Below are 19,562 nucleotides of genomic sequence, written 5' to 3'. Positions count from 1 at the left end.
TCAGGTTAAGAAGGCATATATGAGCCAGCCGCCCAGAGCCAGGAAAATTAAGGCCGTAGCCAGTTTTATAGAAACCAGGTGTCGGTTCAGGAAAAGGCCAAGCTGTTCCGAGGAAGCTCCAAAGAAGGCTGTGGTGAAAACTGCTATCATTGGGAAGACGAAGGCCAGGTTGTAGAGAAGAAGGTAAGCGAAAGCCTTCGCTCGCATCTCGGGAATGCCCAGGACGAAGAGGAGCGTGGGCAGGTAAATCTGTCCGGTGCAGGTGAATTCAATCAGAGCTATGGTAAAGCCTACCAGCAGGGAGAGGGGAACAAGGTGACGGGCTTTCATGCTTTCCCTTATAATTTTGTTCACCACACGACGCAGACGGACAGGCAATTTCAGGCTCATTTCTTCTACAGCACCGCGTCGGGCTTTGAGGTAATCTCTGAGGCTGCCCAAAGCCAGGGCAAAGCATAGGATTGCTGTTATGCCATATATGCCTTTGGAAAATCCGCGAAGCCAGGGGAGGGATTGGAGCCCCTTCAGGAATCCAGCTCCTATGCTCAAATACGCTACATAGATCCCCAAGGTAAAGGCTAAACCCACCGCTAAAACTTGAAATCTGTTGCGTCCTGTAATGGTGAGGTATGAAATGAGAAAAATCAAAGTGGCAAAGGCGCAGGGGTTAAGACCATCCACAAGCCCGGCCACTGCTACGGTAAAGGGTCCGAAGGATTGGAAGCGGTTCAAAATACCAGCCACCGCTTCTTCTTTATCCCAGTTTTCCCAGAAGGGCTCTGCTCCTCTTGAGGAGTATTTATCAATCAATTCTTCAAGCCTTTCAAAGGCGACATCTTTCCCCAAAAGGTAATCGTTTCCGACAAAAATTGCCGGAACTGTTAATCTTTTATCCTGAGGGATACCGAACTTATCGCCCAGCCACTCCAGAAGTGGGGCCTCTTTCTGCACATCAAAGGCATGAACCTTAAGATAAGGGTAGCGTTTCTTCAGATATTCCAGGTCCTGGTAAACACGGTCACATTCGTGACAGCCAGAAAGGTAAAAATAAGCGAGGTGCACTGGCCTGGTTTGGGGTTGAGGGGTAGGGAGCATGAAGGTTTCCTTTATTTTCTCCGGCGGGATTAAGTAATCCACCCCTCCCTGTTTGAGGTAAAAATCCACCACTTCTTCCATGCGTTGCTGGATGTCTAACGCTCCGATCAGAATGTGGCGCCCGATGACCATTAAAGGAATACCGCGGTATTCCTGTGGGATTTTCGCCTGTTCTTCTATTGTGAGCAGGAATAGGTAGTTCTCCGGTTCCTGAACATCGAGGAGGGTGATTTCCAGAGAAGCTCCGTATTTTTCCTGGATTTTCGGCAAAAATTCTTCAATTATGCGGCGGCAATGGGGGCAAGCAGGGCTATGGAACAAATAAACTTTAACCACCCCCCCTTCATCCCCCTTTTCAGGGAGGGATAATGGGGGGGGCGGTGTTTGGGCCAGGGTTTGCTGGGTAAACAAAAACAGAACCGCTAAGAAAAACAGGATCCGTCTCATACGATTTACACTACTGCTTTTCCTGAAGCCGCCCTCCAAACCTGGCCGAATAGGTGGGCCCAGACCAGGTAAGCCCAGAAAAGGGTAAATATAACGCCTATGACGCAGAGAATCACCCCGAAAGAAGCCACGAACGATGCCACAACGGAAATTATCCAGGCTATAAGGTAATTGCCGATGTTGGCGGAGATATAGCGAAATATTTCGCTGAAGCTGAACATGGAGCCGAAGTTTCCTTTAAACAGGTAAAAGGTTAAAGCTCCTGGGAGCCAGAGGCTAAAAGCTAAGCCGTAAACGCTGGTCAGGCAGTACGCGAGAGAGCCACATAAGGCAGCAATAGAGGCCAAAGCGCCCTCTTCTCTGGCCCCAGCAATGCCTACAAGGGCTCCACCAATGCCTAAGAGGATATAGAAGGGTAACAAATAAAGCAGGGTGGCCAGGAAAACCATCAGCCCTTTGGTGAAGTAATCACCCCAATTGTCCCACTCGGGAAGAGGTTTTTCCTCTCCTTCGGCAACATTGCGAAGGGTCCTTAGAGCATAGCCTATGGAGATGAAATTAACGATGGGAATAAGGAGAAGTACGCCGCCGATGAGAAGTTTGACAAGCCAATTTTTGTCCTCAAATACATAACTGAAAGCTTTTCCTATATCCATGATGGCCCCCTTGGTTGGTTTTTACCATTATAACAGAATGAAGGTCCGTGAGTCAAACTTATCGGCTGGCGCGCAGCGGATAAAGGGTCAGGGGAAGAAGGAGCCCGTAAAGTCTTCCTCTGGTTTTAAAATTCATCAACCCTTCGAAGAGGCTCGCCCATGAAGCTGCGTTTCCACCTTATGGATGGATTCTTCTGGGGGAGCAAAAGGGCCATACGCCGGCTCCTTTTCACGATGGCACCCGCCCCAACGGGGCCAATGTCGCCTCGGACCACAATGCCAGATGCACTTTTTGTGAGATGGAAAGCCAATTGCACCGTATAACCTGCCTCCAGCTTTCCTACTTAAGGCCTCTTTGCAAAAACTGGAAAAACAGGCAAACCTGATGGCCTGCTTCCCTTTTCCCACAAGGAATGCATCTGCCACTTCTTAGATTGCCAGAAAGCTGAGGGCCTGGTTTCTATCATTGCTCGCAGCGGCGCTGCCGATGAGGAATCCCGTGGCCAATATCTGGAAGCAATTGAAGACGAAAGGGGGAAGCCTCTCGGCATCGGCGTTGCTCCTCACAATTGAATCTCCCGGAGCCTGTGACCGCATGTGCATCCAAGGTGCACTGCGCAACCTTAAATGTTGAGGGGTTCTATCTTTCCTGAGCCAGCACTTGCCTGCTTTCGGAAGCTTTGTTTCCTCCTCCAAATCTGGTGTATAATTACCCCTTGAAGGAGAGAAAATGAGCCCAATCCTCAAGGGAGCGGTTATTTCTTTCATAAGCCGCAGCGAAGAGCAAACAAGACGCCTTGGAATAAGGCTTGGGAGGCTTCTCCAGGCTGGGGATGTGATCTGTCTGGAAGGCCCCTTAGGAAGCGGAAAAACCTGCTTTGTCCAGGGGATAGGAATCGGGATGGGGGTGGAAGAGCCCATAACAAGTCCCTCTTTTATCCTAATAAACGAGTACAGAACCTCATCCGGCCTGACCCTTTACCATATTGATTTTTACCGCCTCAGCGATCCCGTGGAGGAGGCCCTGGCTATCGGGATAGAAGAAAAGCTTTACGGCGACGGGGTATGCGTGATAGAATGGGCTGATAGAGCGCGGGAGATAATCCCACCAGAGAGGCTGTGGATAACCTTCAACCACCTTGATAGACATCAGCGAAGCCTTCTGATGGAAGCCAGTGGTAAGAGGTATGTTCAGCTTTTAGACGCTTTCAAAGAATCGGCGTTCGGTTTTAAATGAAAACTATGCTTCTGGCCATTGATACCTCCACTAAATTTTCGGGCATAGCCCTTTTTGACGGGGAGAAAATCCTGGCGGAGGAGAACTGGTTTTCCCGTGAAAGTCACACCCTCCAGCTTATGCCCAGGATTGTCAGGATGATGGAGACTCAGGGCCTGAAGCCCGCAGACCTCAAGGCAATCGGGGTAGCCCTCGGGCCAGGTTCTTTCACTGGACTGCGTATAGGGATGGCTGTGGCTAAAGGTCTCGCTCTTTCCCTTAAGATTGACCTGGTGGGTGTTCCAACTTTGGATTTCCTGGCCTACCCCTTATCTTACCAGCCTCTACCGGTATGGAGTGTCCTAGAGGCGGGGCGCGGCAGAATCTATACCGCAGGTTATAAAAGGGTGGGGAAGCGATGGAAAAGGCTCACCGAGTATATGGCTCTGGCCTGGGAGGAGTTGCCTTCCAGAGTGCAGAATGGTAGCTTTATTTTCTGCGGAGAAATTGACCAGTATGGAAGGGATTTCATAGAAGAAGTTTTCGGGAAGAGAGCCAAGGTAGCAGATCCCGCCTTTTCCCTCAGGAGGGCTGGGTTTCTGGCCCAGATGGCTTACCAGTTATGGCTGTCCTCCCACAAAGATGATCCCGCTTCCCTTTCGCCCATCTACCTTAAGGGGATTTAGTGATGGAAATACCTTTTATAATCAGGCCCATGACCCTTGAAGATTTGCCGGAGGTTATGGAAATAGAGAAAGCGAGCTTCAAGATGCCCTGGTCTCAATCGGCTTATCAATATGAGCTTACCCGCAATGACCGCAGCTTCTACCTGGTGGTTCGGCTCAAGGCCGAGGAGGGGGAAGGGCCCCTCATAGCCTACGGCGGCTTCTGGTTCCTCGTAGGTGAAGCTCACATATGCACCCTCGCCGTGAAGCCCGAATGGAGAGGCAGAGGGATCGGAGAGCTTACTTTGTATTCTCTCATAAACCTAGCCCTCCGCCTCGGGGCGGAGCTTGCTACCCTGGAAGTTAGAGTTTCCAACAAAGCTGCCCAGAACCTTTACCGAAAATATGGCTTTGAGGTAGTAGGAAGGCGCAAGGGTTATTATTCCGATGGGGAAGATGCTCTCATCATGACAGTTTTTGACATAAACACCCCGAAGTATCGCTCGCTTCTGGCTAAAAACCGGGAGAACTTAGAACGGAGACTTAGGGAGGAAAGTCATGGGTGAACTGGAAAGCCTTTATGAAGAGATTAAAAACTGCACTAAATGTCGGCTTCATCAGAGCCGAACCAGAGCTGTTCCGGGGGAAGGGCCTGAAAATGCCCGGATAATGTTCATAGGGGAAGCCCCGGGCTTTCACGAGGACCGGCAGGGCAGACCTTTTGTGGGAGCAGCGGGGCAATTCCTGGATGAGCTTTTAGCCAGTATAGGCTTAAAGCGCGAGGAGGTTTACATTTGCAATGTTATCAAATGCCGTCCACCAGGCAACCGGGACCCCATGAAGGATGAGATTGATGCGTGCGCACCCTACCTTGATCGCCAGCTGGAGATAATAAAGCCAAAACTTGTGGTAACCCTCGGGCGGTATTCTCTGGCCAAGTTTCTCCCCAAAGCTTCCATAACCAAGGTGCGAGGTCAACCTGTAAAGGTTGGGAAGATGATCTGCTATCCAGTTCTGCATCCTGCTGCCGCCCTGCACCAGCCCAGGTGGCGCGAGATTCTGGAAGAGGATTTCAAACGCATCCCTCAAATTTTGGAAGAACTGGATAGGCTGGAGGTGCAGGACGAAAGCAAAGCGCGGCAGCTCAGCCTTTTCTAAAACCAAAGCGAGCTTCTTCATTTCATTGACAACCTGTGCCTTTTAATTTAAGATACTCTCAGAACCTTCCAGGAGGTGACCGCCATGGAAAACGTTGCTGGAGTAATGGTCCTTAATCCGCCCGAATCCAAGAGGCTTATAGCCAAAGCGGTGGTCCAGCTCCCTCATGTTAAGAGGGCTTTCACTGAAGGGTGGGTAATTGTGGCCAATGGCACTACCACTGCTTATATTGCCGAAGAGCTCATGGGTAAACCCTTGGATAAATTTACTTATGCCGCGGGATATATCGGCCACGGGAAGCTGTCATCCACCCCTCCCGAAATACGCCAGACTCCCTTCATTTTCTATAAAGGTGAACCCGTAAACACTGAAGCCAAAGTGGCCATTCGCTCCTTTGGTGCGGATGATGTGTTCATAAAAGGCGCCAATGCTATTGATCCCCAGGGCCATGTGGGCATTTTAATGTCCAACGATCTGGGCGGAACCATAGGGATGGCTTTGGGGACGATAATGGCCAGAGGTGCTCACCTCATCGTCCCAGTAGGCCTGGAAAAGCTCGTGCCCTCGGTCCCGGAAGCAGCAAAGAAATGCGGAATTTATCGCCTCAAGTATGCTACGGGCGACAAAGTGGGCCTTATGGTTGTCCATGGGGCTGAGGTAGTGACGGAGATAGAGGCCCTCAGAATCCTGGCAGGAGTAGAAGCCACCATGCTCGCCGCCGGCGGTTTGGGAGAATCCCAGGGGGCAGTGGTGCTTCTGGTGGAAGGGCCCGACGAGAATGTCCGAAAAGCCTTTGAAATCGTGGAGAAGATCAAGGGAGAACCGCCAGTAGTCCCTTCAGTTCCGGGGTAATATGGCCATTCACTTTGACATCCTGACCCTCTTTCCTGGAATGTTTGCGGGGGTTTTTGAGGAGAGCATACTGAAGAAGGCCCGGGAGAGGGGCCTGGTCTCCATTGCCATTCACAACATCAGAGATTACGCCACTGGCAGGCATAAAGTAACTGATGATTACCCTTACGGAGGTGGTGGGGGTATGGTTATGAAACCAGAGCCCATCTTCCGGGCCGTGGAAAGCATCCTTGGCCTGGAGGAAGGTCAGAAACCCCATGTTCCTGTGATCCTCCTGAGCCCTAAGGGCCGTCTGTTTACCCAGGAAGTGGCGTGGGAGCTTTCCCGCCACTCTCGCATCGTCCTGATCTGCGGCCATTACGAAGGAGTTGATGAAAGGGTGAGGCTTTATCTGGCCAATGATGAAATCTCCATTGGGGATTACGTTCTTACTGGAGGAGAAATCCCTGCCATGGTGATTGTGGACGCCGTAGCCAGGCTAATCCCCGGGGTGCTCGGGGATCCGGCGGCAGCTTTTGAAGATTCCTACTCCCAGGGGCTCCTGGAATATCCTCACTATACCCGTCCGGCTGATTTTCGAGGCTATAAGGTTCCGGAGGTTCTACTTTCGGGAAACCATGCAGCCATTGCGCGTTGGCGCAGGCAGCAATCTTTACTCATTACCTGGCAACGTCGCCCTGACCTCCTCAAAAAGGCCCGCCTTACAGAAGAAGATAGAGAATTCCTCCGGAAACTGGAAGAAGGCCTCCAGCCTTGAGGTAGTTTGCCGAAATCCACCAGAGGCTCTAAAATATATTATGGAAAGTGGTTGAAGCGTGCTGAGCGAGATAACTATCAGGAACTTTGCGATAATTGATGAGTTGCGCCTGCGCTTGCGGGCGGGTTTCAATATTTTTACTGGAGAAACAGGTGCAGGCAAGTCTATAATTATTGATGCTATAAGCACCCTCCTCGGAGGCCGCGCTACAAGCGACGTCATAAGGTCAGGAACAGAAGAGGCTTACATAGAGGGAGTTTTCATCCTGGACGAAGCTCACGTTTCCCTTATAAAGCCCACCCTTGAGGAATATGGCCTGGAGATTACAGACAACATCCTCATCATATCCAGAGAAATCCGCGAAGGAAGAAGCATATGTCGGGTAAACGGCCGAACTGTGCCTGCAGGGGTTTTGTCTCAGATAACTCCCTATCTCATTGATATCCACGGCCAGAGCGAACATCTGGCCCTGCTGAGCCCAGCACGCCAGAGGGATTTCTTAGACCGATACGGGGGGCTTGAGGAACTCAGAAATAAAGTGGCTGAAAAGGTCAAGCGCCTGCGGGAAGTCAGGGCCCTTTTGGAGAAACTGAGGCGCGACGAGAGGGAAATAGCCAGACGCATAGACCAGCTTGAATACCAGGTTCAGGAGATAACATCGGCTAATTTGAAGTCTGGAGAGGATGAGGAGCTGGCTCAGGAGAGGCGCCGTCTGCTAAACGCCGAAAAATTGCAATCTCTGGCCGACGAGGTTTACAGCGCCCTTTACGAAGGGGCCGAAGGGGAAAACTCAGCTTTGGACCAGATGGCCCGAGCCCTCAATGCCCTCCAGGGGCTGGGGAAAATAGAGCCGGAGATGGAAAAGCTCTATAAAGCCCTGGAGGAAGCAATGGCCTGGACTGAAGAAATAGCCCATCGGATCAGGGATTACCGGGACAGAATTGAATTCAGCCCCGAAAGGCTTCAGCAGGTAGAAGAACGCCTCCAGCTCATAAATTCCCTGAAGCGCAAATACGGCGACACTATTGAGGAAATTCTGGAATATGCAGAAGCCGCCCGGAGGGAGCTGGCGGAAATATCTACAAATCAGGAGAGGATTGAAGAGCTGGCGAGGGAAGAGGAGAAACTTCTGCACGAGATAGGGGCCTTGGCCTGTGAGCTTTCCCTCAGACGCAGGGAGGCAGCCGCTTCGCTGGCAGAAGGGGTTGAAAAGCATCTGGCAGAACTGGGCATGGCCAAAGCACGGTTCCAGGTAAGCATAACCTGGAAGGAAGACCCGGATGGGGTCTGGGTGGACAATAAACGCTATGCTTTTGATTCCACAGGTATTGACCGGGTTGAGTTTCTGGTTTCCACGAATCCCGGCGAGCCCCTGAAACCCCTGGCGAAAGTGGCCTCGGGTGGAGAGACCTCCCGCCTCATGCTGGCTTTGAAGACCGTGCTTTCCGCAGCGGACGATACCCCAACCCTTATCTTTGACGAAATTGATGCTGGAATAGGGGGGAGAATGGGGGCGGTGGTAGGAGAGAAGATGTGGCGCCTCTCGGAGCACCACCAGGTCCTGTGTGTGACCCACTTGCCTCAGCTGGCAGCCTACGGCGATGCTCATTTCAGGGTGGAGAAAGTGGAAATAAACCAGCGAACAGTGACCAGAGTTAAAGAGCTGGAAAGAAGAGCCAGGATTGAAGAACTGGCTTTAATGTTGGGGTCCTCAACACCGCTCGCTTACCAGAGCGCTGAAGAGATGCTTCGCCAGGTAGAAGCCTTCAAAAGCTCCTTTCAAACTACCTGATAGCCCTCTTCTCGAAGGAGGTCCCTCAGAAGGCGAGCTGTATCCACTGCCTGGCCCCGCCAGTGATTGTTGGCGAAGGCAAAAACTATGTTAGCCTTCTCCTGAAGGTAACCTATTTTTGGTACCCATTCCTGCAGTTCTTCTCGGGTATAGGTGTAATCGTATCTTTGCCACGCTTCTTCATGTTCCCACCACTTTTCCTTATTGCGGCCGTGAAACCGGACGTACGCCACGTCGGAGGTAGCTTCAGCTATCGGGGGGATTAGGCCTTTGAGGGGAGGCTCATCCACACAGCAGAACCCCAGATTGTTCTCCCTCAGAAAATCAAAGGTTTCTTTCACCAGCCAGCGGGCATTGCGGAATTCCACCACAACGGGAATTTCAGGTATTTTTTCCCTTATGACTTTCAAATAATCCCTGTTCTCACGGGAAGGGGTGAAGGAATAAGGGAACTGAGCGAGGATACAGCCCAGCTTTCCCTCCTGCATCAGGGGCTCTATACCCCTTAGAAATTCCCGGAAGTCCTCATCCCCTGCATCGCGGGAGTGGGTTATCTTTTGATAGGCTTTCACTGTGAAGAGGAAACCTTTCGGGACTCTTCTGGCCAAACCTTTCAGGGTAGAGCGGTCGGGCTGGCGGTAGTAGGTGAAGTTGAGCTCGCAGGCTTTGAAGTGGCGAGCATAATAGGGGAGCCAGTACTGATGAGCCATGTTCTCGGGGTAAAAGGGTCCAACCCAATCGTCATAACTGAATCCACTTGTCCCCACGTAAATCATGCCTTACATCCTTTCAGGTGCGCTTACGCCCATAAGTCTGAGAGTTTTGCCCAGTATTATTTGGGTGGCCTTGACCAACTTCAAGCGGGCTTTGGTGAGTTCTAAATCATCCGGGTTTGCGGAAAGAACCCGGCAATCGCGGTAAAAAAGGTGGAAAGAACTGGCCAGTTCTTGAGAGTAAAAAGCCAGATAGTGGGAGGCCAGCTGGCTTGCAACCAGTTCAATTACTTCAGGCAGCCGGATTAATTGCCTTATGAGATCCAGCTCCCGGGGATGAGTAAGGAGCCGGACATCGCCATCGGAATAGTCCAGATCTCCAGCATTGCGGAATATGCTGCAGATGCGAGCATAGGCGTATTGGACGTAGTAGACGGGGTTTTCAGAAGATTGCTGGACTGCCAGGTCTATGTCAAAATCCATATGGCTTGAGGGAGCGCGGGCCAGAAGGAAAAAGCGGACAGCATCGGGCCCCACCTCTTCAGCCAGCTCCCGCAAAGTCACAATTTCCCCAGTTCTTTTGGAAATCCTTACTTCCTTACCGCCTCGCTTCAGGGTTACCATCTGATAGAGGACTATCGAAAGCCTTTCGGGGTCAAGCCCCAGGGCTTTCATCATAGCTTTCATCCTGGGCACATGCCCCTGATGGTCAGCTCCCCAAACGTCAATTACCCAATCAAACTCCCGGCGGAAGAACTTATCGTAATGATAGGCTATATCGGAGGCAAAATAAGTGGGCTCGCCTGTCCTGCGGATCAAAACATTGTCCTTATCCTCACCCAGTTCGGAAGAAACGAACCAGATGGCTCCCTCTCTCTCAGCGATGAAACCTTTCTCCCTGAGGATTGCCATCACTTTTTCAAAAAGGCCTTCTCTGTAGAGGCTGCGCTCCGAGAACCAGTTATCGTGGTAAACCCCGATGAATTCCAGGTCTGCCTTTATTCTGGCAAGCATCTTTTTCAACCCTATCTCCCCGATGGCTTCTACCGCCTCCTGGCGTGGCAGATGCAGGAATCTATCGCCTTCTTCGGAAGCGATTTCCCGGCCAAGTTCTATCATGTAAGATCCCCGGTAGCCTTCCTCGGGGATAGGTTCATCTACGCCTAAAGCTTGAGCGTAGCGGGCATATAGGGTTTCAGCGAAGAGGCGCATCTGAGTGCCCGCATCGTTAATGTAATATTCCCGTTGAACCCTGTACCCCGCTGCAGCCAGAACGTTGGCCAGAACATCTCCAATCACAGCGTTACGGCCTGAGCCCACGGTCAGGGGGCCAGTGGGGTTAGCGCTCACGAACTCCACCTGAACTTTCCTTCCCTGCCCCAGGTTTACATTCCCGTACTCCTCCCCTTGCTTTAAGATTTCATTTACTTGCTTTGCCAGCCAGGAAGAGGCCAGGACAAAGTTTATATAGCCCGGCCCTTCCACTGAAACTTTTTCCAGGATATCGGTTTCTGGCAGGCGAGCCACGATGGCCTGAGCTATGAGGCGCGGGGCTCTTTTGAAGCGTGAAGCCAGCTGCAGGGGCACGGGCGAAGAGTAATCTCCCCATTGGGGTTCCCTTGGGCGTTCCACAAGCGAGCCGCTGATTTCCTCCGGAGCAAAAGGCCACCCTTCTTCCCCGCAAGCCTTTGCGATTGCGTTCAAAAGCAATATCTCCAACTGCCTTTTAACCATGAAATTCACCTCCGCTGCTTGCTCTTATTATAGTGCTACTGGTGGTTAGATGCAACGGACCGTGTTCCACGAGTGACGGGTATAAATTCGGGGGGCGCTGGACGGTGATCTCCCTCGGCAACCGCTTTCAGCCGGGCCCGGTGATAGGTAAGCGTATTTTTATGGTGCTGGCTTTGCTCACCATCGTAGCGGGGCTCGTAGCTTGTAAACCGGCACCTACGCCCACACTAACACCAGCAACCCCAGTTCCACCGACGCCAACGCCAGCCCCGGCAGAACTTAAAGTTGCTATTCTGGTTACCCTAAGCGGCGATGTGGCTACTTACGGTGAGTCCACTCGTGACGGCGCCTTCCTGGCCATTGATGAGTGGAACGCCAAATGAAGCTGCTGTCCTCCTTACTGCTGGTGCACTTATCCTGTCCTATGGATTGTTTGCCCTTTTTGGCTACCCCTCAATCCGATGGCTGTGAACGCATATACCACCGGGGTTTGGTACCTTTTGCCCCTTGCTGGTTGGTCAGAAACTATGCGGTGGGCCGGTGGTGCGAACAGTTGTCATTTTGCAACTTCAAAACATTTGCGTTATATTTATAACGCTTGATAAAAACGAAAAGCCTCACCCACTCCTCTTATACTGGGGAGGCAGCAGGCGAGAGAGGATAAACACCCTGGCAAAGAAGCACACCACAAAAGCCGTCCGGGTCGAGCTTAATCGCCCGGGTGTTTATTATGTAAAGAGGAGGAGTGCTATGTATTCCTTTGATCATCAGGTTGATGTGCTTATCGTTGGCAGTGGAGCAGGTGCCTTGGTAGGAGCCCTGGTCGTTAAAGAAGCTGGTTTTGAGCCATTGGTAATTGAGAAAACGGACATGATAGGCGGTTCGAGCGCCATGTCAGGCGGTGGCCTATGGATTCCAAACAATCCGGTATCGCTTGAAGCTGGGTTGAAGGACTCTTTTGAAAATGCCTGGCGTTATTTAGAAGCAGTGGTGCCCGACGTCGGACCGGTGACTTCCCCTGAGCGGCGGCGAGCCTTTCTGGAATATGGTCCAAAGATGGTTGAATTTTTGCGCAGGCTGGGGTTTCGCTGGCATGCCGCCGTCGGCTACCCGGACTATTATCCCGAGCAGCCGGGAGGATCCAAGTTCGGGCGGGCTGTTGAGGGTGCCATCTTTGATGGGCGTCAGCTTGGGCCTTGGCTGAAGCGACTCCGCATATACCCGGGCGCGCCCCCTATCCCCTTTTACATAAACGAAGTATCTGCCTTTATGGTTTCGCTGCGCACGTTGCAGGGGTTTACTACTGTACTGCGGATCTTCGGGCGTTTGGTCCCCCGTTTGTGGGGCCGAGTGCCCATGGGTATGGGGGCTTCCCTGGTTGGCCAGCTCTTGTATCTATGCTTACAGCGGAACGTGTCCATCTGGTTGGAAAGCCCTTTCCTTGAATTGATCACCGAAAACGGGCGCGTGGTTGGTGCAGTGGTGGAGCACGACGGCCGTCCACTGCGGGTTAGGGCCCGAGGGGGCGTACTGCTGGCCGCAGGTGGGTTTGAGCACAACCAGGAAATGCGCGAACAGTATTTACCCAAACCCACAAGCAAGAACTGGACGGTGGGTGCACCAGGGAACACAGGAGATGCCATTCGGGCTGCTCAAGCTATTGGCGCGGCTGTGGCCCTGATGGACAAGGCATGGGGTGGGCCTGTGGTGATCACCCCTCAAGGGCAGGCATTGTTTTTAGTGGGTGAACGTTCTCTGCCCTTTTCCATCATTGTGGACAGCAAGGGTGAACGTTTTATGAATGAATCGGCCTCCTACGTGGACTGTTGGCGGTGGCAGTATGAGCGTCACCAGAAGGTTCCAGCTATTCCTGCCTGGTTGATTATGGAAAGTCGGCATCGCCGATACTATCCTTTCGGCACGTTGCCTCCTGGCGTTACCCCGCGCTCGGCAAGCGGTCCCCACTTTCTGGTGTGCGCTGATACCCTGCGCGACTTAGCTTTGCGCATCGGAGTGGACCCCGATGGGCTTGAGCGCACGGTAGTGCGCTTCAACGAGATGGCACGGCGCGGACGAGATGAGGATTTCCATCGTGGCGAAAGCGCGTACGACCGTTTCTACAGTGATCCACGGGTGAAGCCCAATCCCAATCTGGGACCACTGGAGCAGCCTCCTTTCTATGCGACAGCTGTCTATCCCGGCGATTTAGGGACAGCAGGCGGACTACTCACCAACGAATGGGGTCAGGTCGTGCGGGAGGATGGGGAGCCCATTACTGGTCTTTATGCCACAGGCAATGCCTCGGCTTCGTTATTCGGTGGCACCTACCCCGGACCAGGTTCAACCATTGGCCTGGCTTGTACTTTTGCTTACATTGCTATGCAACACGCAGTACGTGCTCTCAGGGAGAGAGGCTGAGAAGCCAAATGAAGGAACCATACCGAAACTCAATCTGAGAAGAACCATAGGCAATTAAGGGAAGGGGGTAGCAAGCGATGGCGTTCAATGCGTTGTTTGTTGCTCATGCTCCCGATGCAGATCCGGAGAAACACGGATATTTGATTGAAACCCCTAAATATAGGCTGTTTGTGAGGGTGGTCCAGAATCAGGTTCAGGCAATACAGGTTTGTCAGGACCTTGTCAAAAGGGAAGGCGTTCACGCGATCATTCTTTGCCCGGGGTTCACACACATAGAGATTGCGGAGCTGGCGAAAGCGGTAGGGGAAAACGTAGGCATTTTTGTGGCTCGAGGGGATCCTCCGAGCAATAGAATTGTGGCAAAAGTTATGGAGAAGGAGGGCTGGTTTTCAAGAGAAGAATAAAGGGGTGTCCTTCAAGTGAGTCAGGCTGTGGGAAAGCATGCGGCGAAAGATGAAAAGCTTTCGTCAAAAGATTACTACTTTGCGCTGCAATCCTCTTGGGGCCTGACTAAACATATGGATGGATTAAAGGCTATTAAGGAATCGCCTGAATTATGCCATTTTGATAAAAACTTCCTCGTTCTGAGGCTGGTTGCGGAGTTGGGATCACCGCCCGGTGAATTTGACAAGGGGGAAAATTGTGTTATAATTAAATAACAACCGGCTTTGCCGGTTGAAAACTCCTAAGGAGGGGTTTAACATGGGTAAGCGTATCTTTATGGTGCTGACCTTGCTCACCATCGTAGCGGGGCTTGTAGCTTGTAAGCCAGCACCTACGCCCACACCAGCACCGGCAACCCCAACGCCGGTTCCGCCAACCCCGACCCCAGTTCCACCAACGCCGACGCCAGCCCCGGCAGAACTTAAAGTTGCTATTCTGGCTCCCCTAAGCGGCGATGTGGCTACTTACGGTGAGTCCACTCGTGACGGCGCTCTCCTGGCCATTGAAGAGTGGAACGCCAAAGGCGGGGTCCTCGGCCGCAAGATCGTCCCCATCATTGAGGACAGTATGTGCGAGGCTGAGCCTGCTGTCGCCGCTGCCAATAAGGTCATTGAGCAGGATAAGGTTAAGTTCATCATCGGTGAAGTGTGCTCCAAGGCCTCAATACCTGTCTCCGAAATCGCTACGGCCAAGGGTGTCCTCCAGATAACCCCCACTTCCACTAACCCCAAAGTCACCATTGATGAGGCAGGCAAGGCCAAACCCACTGTATTCAGGGCCTGCTTCATTGACTCATTCCAGGGCCTTGTGGGTGCCAAGTTCGCACTGGAGACCCTGAAGGCCAAGACCGCAGCTGTCCTTCTGGACCAGGGTAACGACTACGTCCGCGGCCTGGCTGAGTTCTTCCGCGATGCTTTTGAGAAGGGCGGCGGCAAGGTAGTGGTCTGGGAGACCTACACCGCCGGTGACACGGACTTCTCCGCTATCCTGACCAAAGTCAAGGAAGCCAAGCCCGACATCCTCTACTTGCCCGACTACTACTCCACTGTGAACGTGATCGCTGCTCAGGCCCGCCAGCTCGGGATCACTGCTACCATGATGGGTGGTGACGGTTGGGACTCCCCGCAACTTGACCTGAAAGCCGTAGATGGCGGCTACTTCACCAACCACTACGCTCCTGAAGACCCACGTCCCGTTGTAAAGGAGTGGGTTGAAAAGTACAAGGCCAAGTATGGGAAGGTCCCGGATGCCCTTGCCACCCTGGCTTACGACGCTGCTTATATCCTCTTTGAAGCCATCCAGGCTGCCGGCACCGATGATCCCATTCAGGTAGCCAAGACCATGGAGAAGATGAAGTTCCAGGTGGTCTCGGGCGAGGTGGCCTTTGACGATCAACACAACCCCGTTAAGCCTGCCGCCATCCTCTATGTTAAAGACGGCCAGGTCAAATTCGTGACCATCGTTTCCCCGTAAAGGCTTGCGGGGCCGATTAGGAGGCCGGGGGGAATTCCCCCCGGCCTTTAATTCAAGGAGGTGCAGGATGGCCTTTGCTGAGCTTGAGGAAAGGGGAAGGATAGCTTTACGCAAAAGGTACAATGGTGCGATTTTGAACCGGACAACAAGCGTTATAATGGCCTTTTTAGGCTTTATTATTTTGGCTTTCTTTATTCGCAGGGTTATGGCAAGCCCTGAAGTCTTCGTTCAGCAAATCCTAAACGGGATTCAGCTGGGGTTTCTCTACGCACTTATCGCTCTTGGTTACACTATGGTTTACGGTATTATAAGGCTGATAAACTTTGCCCACGGCGATGTTTTCATGGTGGGGGCCATGACCAGTTTCTTCGCCATCTCCGCTATGGAACTCCACCGCTGGCCCTTTAAACTATGGCCAGGAATCAATAACACAGCTGGAACGCTGTTGGGTTCAATCACTGTCATAATCCTCTCCATGATTACATGTTCCCTCTTGGCCGTAACTATAGAAAGGTTCGCTTACAGGCCCTTAAGGGCTATGCCAAGAATTGCCGCTCTAATTACCGCTATAGGCGTTTCCTTCTTCCTTGAGTATTTCGGGGCCTTGCCTTTCGTTTACACCAATAACTACATTACATATCCTCGCCCCTTTGAACTTACAGTCCTCAGAGCTGAAGATATTCCCCCCTGGGCTCTGGGGCTTGTAAGCGGGCTGTTTTTGACCACTCTTACCACATACTTTGTTCTCAATGGACTGGGCAACAGGGGGAACTCTAAGGCCGCGCTGTTGCGGCACAATCCCGTCATTCAATTCTTCTTGTATTTAGGCGGCCTTCTGACCTTGATTCTGAGCCTTGTGGTGGTTCTCCCCTCTTCGGGGATAATCAAATGGGACTTGACTATTTCCAACGTGATGCTGGTAATTATGAGCATCTCGGTGTTCCTGGTGGTGGCACTTCAGTACATAGTCACCAGGACGAAAGTCGGTAAGGCTATGAGAGCTTCAGCCTACGATAAGCCCACCTCAAGGCTTATGGGAATAAACGTAGACTATGTTATAGCCATAACCTTTGCCATAGGAGGGGCTTTAGCAGGGGCAGGTGGAGTCCTTTATGCCATTGCCTTTAAACGAATCCACCACCTGATGGGGATACTACCAGGCCTTAAAGCCTTTATCTCCGCAGTCCTGGGAGGGATTGGCAGTATCCCAGGTGCTCTGGTAGGTTCCCTTACCATAGGCATGGCTGAAGTCCTCAGTGCAGGCGTAATTTCAAGCCCCATGCGGGATGCAGTAGCTTTCTCGCTTCTGATAATCATCTTGCTTATAAGGCCTCAAGGTATTTTCGGAGAGGCCCCTGGGGAAAAGGTGTAAGGAGGAAAGGATGGTCCAGAAGCTCAAAAGCCCTGCGGTTTTCTTTTTCACCGGTGCCCTTTTAATCTTCGCTTTAGTCCAGTTCCTGATAGAAACAGGTAGACTCAATGCTTACTGGCAGACAATCCTCTTCTGGGGCGCTGCCATGACTATGGTGAGCCTCGGCCTCAACCTGATCTATGGTTTCAACGGACAATTCTCCCTCGGTCAATTCGGGTTCTATGCCCTGGGAGCTTACACTTCCGCTGATATTACCTGGCGCTGGGTAAGAGGAGACCCCTCAGGACTGGTAGTGGTTATAGGAGGATCAATACTGGCTCTGCTGTTCATGTGGGGCGTGGCCAGTTTCCTTAAGCGGTTCTACGGTGTAAGTGTTTTCACCGAGTTTGTCTTCCACGCCTTTGCCACTGTCGCTGGTTTTGCCATAGCTGTCAAATATCTCCGCCCTCTCTTGGGGCCAGCTGTTTACTCTTTCATCCAGAGCCTTCCGGAGCCGGTGGGAAGACAGATTGTATTCTTCCTGGCTTTGCTGGGAGGAACAGCCATCGCTGGAATTGTGAGTTTCCTGTTTGGAATTCCTGTCCTAACCCTTGGTTCCGACTATCTCGGGATTGCCACTCTGGGGTTTACAATCATTGTAAAGGTCCTCTTAGATAACTCTGACACAATTTTGCCGTTCCCTGAGATGAAAGGGGCCAGAGGGATGGTAGGAATACCCAAGTGGACCACATGGCCCTGGGTTTTTGTGTGCTTCATGTTTGTAGTGCTTTTCATGCGCAATCTCCTGCATTCCAGCGTAGGCAGGGCTATAGTCTCCATCAAGGAAGATGAAAGGGCAGCTGCCCTTATGGGCATAGATGTAGCGCGCACTAAAATACTGGCTTTTGTAGTAGGAAGCGTCTTTGCTGGATTGGCTGGGGGTATAAGAGCTCATGACCAAGGTTTCCTGCACCCCACAATGTTCGGATTTCTCCCCTCCTTTAACCCTCTTATCATCGTTGTCTTCGGTGGTCTTGGCAGCATGACGGGCACCATAATTACGGGGTTCTTCTGGGTATTTTTGCTGGAAGGAGTTCTAAGGCTTGTTCTTCCCACAGGCTTTGAGAACTGGCGTTACGTGATTTACCCCCTGGTTTTGCTTCTCCTTATGCTCTTAAGACCCCAGGGGCTTATGGGACGCTATGAGATCCCATTCCTGCGGCAGACTTATCCTCCTGTTCGGAAAGCGGCGGAGGCTAAAGCATGAGTGAGGAGAGGCCGGTAATCCTTGAAATCAAGGGTTTAACCCATTACTTTGATAGCCTTAAAGCGGTGAGCGATTTCTCCATAACTTTGAGGGATGGAGAATTGGTGGGCCTCATAGGCCCTAACGGTGCAGGTAAAACCACCGTCTTCAACCTTATCACAGGAGTATACAGGCCCACAGCCGGAAGCATCCGTTTCAGAGGTGTGGAGTTAGTGGGTCTCCCTCCCCATGAAATAATCAGGCTTGGGATAGGCCGTACCTTTCAGAATATCAGGCTTTTCCCTAACCTGACGGTTTTGGACAACGTGCGTATAGCCCACCACTACCTTGTCAACTATGGGATTTTTGATTCTTTCCTCCGTTCCTCAAAATTCAGCAAAGGGGAGAAGGAGATAACAGAGCTGGCTCAGGAGCTTCTGGAAATCTTTGGCCTGGCTGATAGACAGAACGATATTGCCGGAAGCTTGCCTTACGGAATGCAGAGGAAACTGGAGATCGCCAGAGCTTTGGCTACAAAGCCCAAGCTTTTGCTTCTGGATGAGCCAGCGGCAGGTATGAACCCCAGAGAGATTGACCAGTTAATGGAACTTATCCGTTTCGTCCGGGACCGGTTTAACCTTACCATCCTTCTGGTGGAGCACAGAATGCGCCTCATAATGAACATATGTGAGTGGATCACAGTGATGGACTTTGGAGAGGTGATAGCTCGGGGCAAGCCTGAGGAGGTGCGCAACAATCCGAAAGTTATAGAAGCCTATCTGGGTCGTCTGGCAATCCGTTAGGGGGGTGAAAGGTATGGAACCACTTCTAAAGGTAGAGGATTTGCACGTCTCCTACGGAGCAATAAAAGCCCTGCACGGCATCTCGTTCTACGTGAACGAAGGAGAAATTGTAACCCTTCTTGGAGCTAATGGCGCCGGAAAATCCACCACCTTGCGCACAATTTCTGGCCTCCTTATTCCCGATAAAGGCAGAATACTCTACGACGGAGTGGACCTCACCCTCCTCCCAGCTGATGTCATTGTAAAAAAAGGGATAATTCACGTCCCAGAGGGCCGAAAAGTCTTCGCCAACTTAACGGTTCTGGAAAATCTGGAGATGGGAGCCTATACTCTGAAAGATCGCAGGGAAATAGAGGAGAACCTGGAAAGGGTCTTCAAACTTTTCCCAAGGCTTAAGGAGAGGGCCTATCAGATGGGCGGAACCCTCTCGGGTGGGGAACAGCAGATGTTAGCCCTCGGAAGAGCCCTTATGGCTCGCCCTCGTCTTCTCCTTATGGATGAACCTTCCATGGGGTTGGCTCCCATCCTCATTGAAGAGATTTATGAAACCATAAAAGAGATTAACCGCCAGGGAGTAACCATCCTTCTGGTGGAGCAAAACGCTCACATGGCCCTTTCAGTGGCCCACAGGGGATATGTCCTGGAGGCTGGTATCATAACCATAGAAGGCACAGCTCAAGAGCTCCGGGAGAACCCTCAAGTCAAAATAGCTTACTTAGGAGGAGAATAAACCTTGGCTTCA

The 19,562-nt window shown here is 51.9% G+C and carries 21 protein-coding genes; 16 read left to right on the top strand and 5 right to left on the bottom strand.

What is annotated here, in order from left to right; all coding sequences use genetic code 11:
• The 3 genes from NZ653_00200 to NZ653_00190 form a co-directional block, all read right to left on the bottom strand.
• Entirely contained in the window at positions 1-1,431 is a 1,431-nt protein-coding gene (locus NZ653_00200) for a hypothetical protein (protein MCS7285549.1), read from the bottom strand.
• A gap of 116 nt (positions 1,432-1,547) precedes the next feature.
• Positions 1,548-2,198, bottom strand: coding sequence for a DUF4013 domain-containing protein (locus NZ653_00195; GenBank protein ID MCS7285548.1), 651 nt, complete (start codon positions 2,196-2,198; stop codon positions 1,548-1,550).
• A gap of 429 nt (positions 2,199-2,627) precedes the next feature.
• The gene (locus NZ653_00190; protein ID MCS7285547.1) at positions 2,628-2,801 is read right to left on the bottom strand and encodes a hypothetical protein; all 174 of its coding nucleotides are present in this window, start codon (positions 2,799-2,801) and stop codon (positions 2,628-2,630) included.
• Positions 2,802-2,928: 127 nt separating this feature from the next.
• Here NZ653_00190 and tsaE point away from each other — a divergent pair, with 127 nt between their 5' ends.
• From tsaE to recN, 7 genes are all read left to right on the top strand, one after another.
• Positions 2,929-3,435, top strand: a complete 507-nt coding sequence (gene tsaE, locus NZ653_00185) for a tRNA (adenosine(37)-N6)-threonylcarbamoyltransferase complex ATPase subunit type 1 TsaE (protein MCS7285546.1) — start codon at positions 2,929-2,931, stop codon at positions 3,433-3,435.
• Complete coding sequence (gene tsaB / locus NZ653_00180; GenBank protein ID MCS7285545.1) at positions 3,432-4,100, top strand: tRNA (adenosine(37)-N6)-threonylcarbamoyltransferase complex dimerization subunit type 1 TsaB; 669 nt, start codon at positions 3,432-3,434, stop codon at positions 4,098-4,100. The genes tsaE and tsaB overlap by 4 nt, the downstream gene beginning before the upstream one ends.
• A 2-nt stretch (positions 4,101-4,102) precedes the next feature.
• Positions 4,103-4,645: a ribosomal protein S18-alanine N-acetyltransferase gene (gene rimI, locus NZ653_00175; GenBank protein MCS7285544.1), complete on the top strand. Its 543-nt coding sequence runs from the start codon at positions 4,103-4,105 to the stop codon at positions 4,643-4,645.
• Complete coding sequence (locus NZ653_00170; GenBank protein MCS7285543.1) at positions 4,638-5,237, top strand: uracil-DNA glycosylase; 600 nt, start codon at positions 4,638-4,640, stop codon at positions 5,235-5,237. Before rimI ends, NZ653_00170 begins: the two co-directional genes overlap by 8 nt.
• An 84-nt stretch (positions 5,238-5,321) precedes the next feature.
• Positions 5,322-6,089 carry a hypothetical protein gene (locus tag NZ653_00165; GenBank protein ID MCS7285542.1) on the top strand — a complete coding sequence of 256 codons (768 nt, stop codon included), beginning with the start codon at positions 5,322-5,324 and terminating at the stop codon, positions 6,087-6,089.
• Positions 6,090-6,096: 7 nt separating this feature from the next.
• Positions 6,097-6,846 (top strand): tRNA (guanosine(37)-N1)-methyltransferase TrmD, encoded by a 750-nt coding sequence (gene trmD / locus NZ653_00160; protein MCS7285541.1) that lies wholly within the window; start codon positions 6,097-6,099, stop codon positions 6,844-6,846.
• Between the two features lie 58 nt (positions 6,847-6,904).
• Entirely contained in the window at positions 6,905-8,638 is a 1,734-nt protein-coding gene (gene recN, locus NZ653_00155; protein MCS7285540.1) for a DNA repair protein RecN, read from the top strand.
• Here the strand turns inward: recN and NZ653_00150 are convergent.
• On the bottom strand, positions 8,626-9,414 hold the full coding sequence (locus tag NZ653_00150) for a DUF72 domain-containing protein (protein ID MCS7285539.1): 789 nt from the start codon (positions 9,412-9,414) through the stop codon (positions 8,626-8,628). The two genes, recN and NZ653_00150, sit on opposite strands and share 13 nt — an antisense overlap.
• A gap of 3 nt (positions 9,415-9,417) precedes the next feature.
• Positions 9,418-11,085, bottom strand: coding sequence for an arginine--tRNA ligase (argS, locus tag NZ653_00145; protein MCS7285538.1), 1,668 nt, complete (start codon positions 11,083-11,085; stop codon positions 9,418-9,420).
• A 140-nt stretch (positions 11,086-11,225) separates the two neighbouring features.
• On the opposite strand from argS, the gene NZ653_00140 reads away from it, so the two are divergent.
• From NZ653_00140 to NZ653_00100, 9 genes are all read left to right on the top strand, one after another.
• Complete coding sequence (locus NZ653_00140; GenBank protein MCS7285537.1) at positions 11,226-11,468, top strand: hypothetical protein; 243 nt, start codon at positions 11,226-11,228, stop codon at positions 11,466-11,468.
• A 367-nt stretch (positions 11,469-11,835) separates the two neighbouring features.
• Positions 11,836-13,503 carry an FAD-binding protein gene (locus tag NZ653_00135; protein ID MCS7285536.1) on the top strand — a complete coding sequence of 556 codons (1,668 nt, stop codon included), beginning with the start codon at positions 11,836-11,838 and terminating at the stop codon, positions 13,501-13,503.
• 77 nt (positions 13,504-13,580) lie between these two features.
• On the top strand, positions 13,581-13,907 hold the full coding sequence (locus tag NZ653_00130; protein ID MCS7285535.1) for a DUF6506 family protein: 327 nt from the start codon (positions 13,581-13,583) through the stop codon (positions 13,905-13,907).
• Positions 13,908-13,922: 15 nt separating this feature from the next.
• Positions 13,923-14,162 carry a hypothetical protein gene (locus NZ653_00125; protein MCS7285534.1) on the top strand — a complete coding sequence of 80 codons (240 nt, stop codon included), beginning with the start codon at positions 13,923-13,925 and terminating at the stop codon, positions 14,160-14,162.
• 43 nt (positions 14,163-14,205) lie between these two features.
• On the top strand, positions 14,206-15,420 hold the full coding sequence (locus NZ653_00120; protein ID MCS7285533.1) for an ABC transporter substrate-binding protein: 1,215 nt from the start codon (positions 14,206-14,208) through the stop codon (positions 15,418-15,420).
• A 205-nt stretch (positions 15,421-15,625) separates the two neighbouring features.
• On the top strand, positions 15,626-16,792 hold the full coding sequence (locus NZ653_00115; GenBank protein ID MCS7285532.1) for a branched-chain amino acid ABC transporter permease: 1,167 nt from the start codon (positions 15,626-15,628) through the stop codon (positions 16,790-16,792).
• A gap of 10 nt (positions 16,793-16,802) precedes the next feature.
• A complete protein-coding gene (locus tag NZ653_00110) occupies positions 16,803-18,038 on the top strand; it encodes a branched-chain amino acid ABC transporter permease (GenBank protein ID MCS7285531.1) in 1,236 nt (411 codons plus the stop codon).
• On the top strand, positions 18,035-18,820 hold the full coding sequence (locus NZ653_00105) for an ABC transporter ATP-binding protein (GenBank protein MCS7285530.1): 786 nt from the start codon (positions 18,035-18,037) through the stop codon (positions 18,818-18,820). The genes NZ653_00110 and NZ653_00105 overlap by 4 nt, the downstream gene beginning before the upstream one ends.
• Before the next feature lie 13 nt (positions 18,821-18,833).
• Complete coding sequence (locus NZ653_00100) at positions 18,834-19,550, top strand: ABC transporter ATP-binding protein (protein ID MCS7285529.1); 717 nt, start codon at positions 18,834-18,836, stop codon at positions 19,548-19,550.
• The last annotated feature ends 12 nt before the right edge of the window (positions 19,551-19,562 follow it).

The sequence above is a fragment of the Anaerolineae bacterium genome (assembly GCA_025062375.1).
Taxonomy (GTDB): Bacteria; Chloroflexota; Anaerolineae; order SpSt-600; family SpSt-600; genus SpSt-600.
This window is presented reverse-complemented; position numbering and strand designations above follow the sequence as displayed.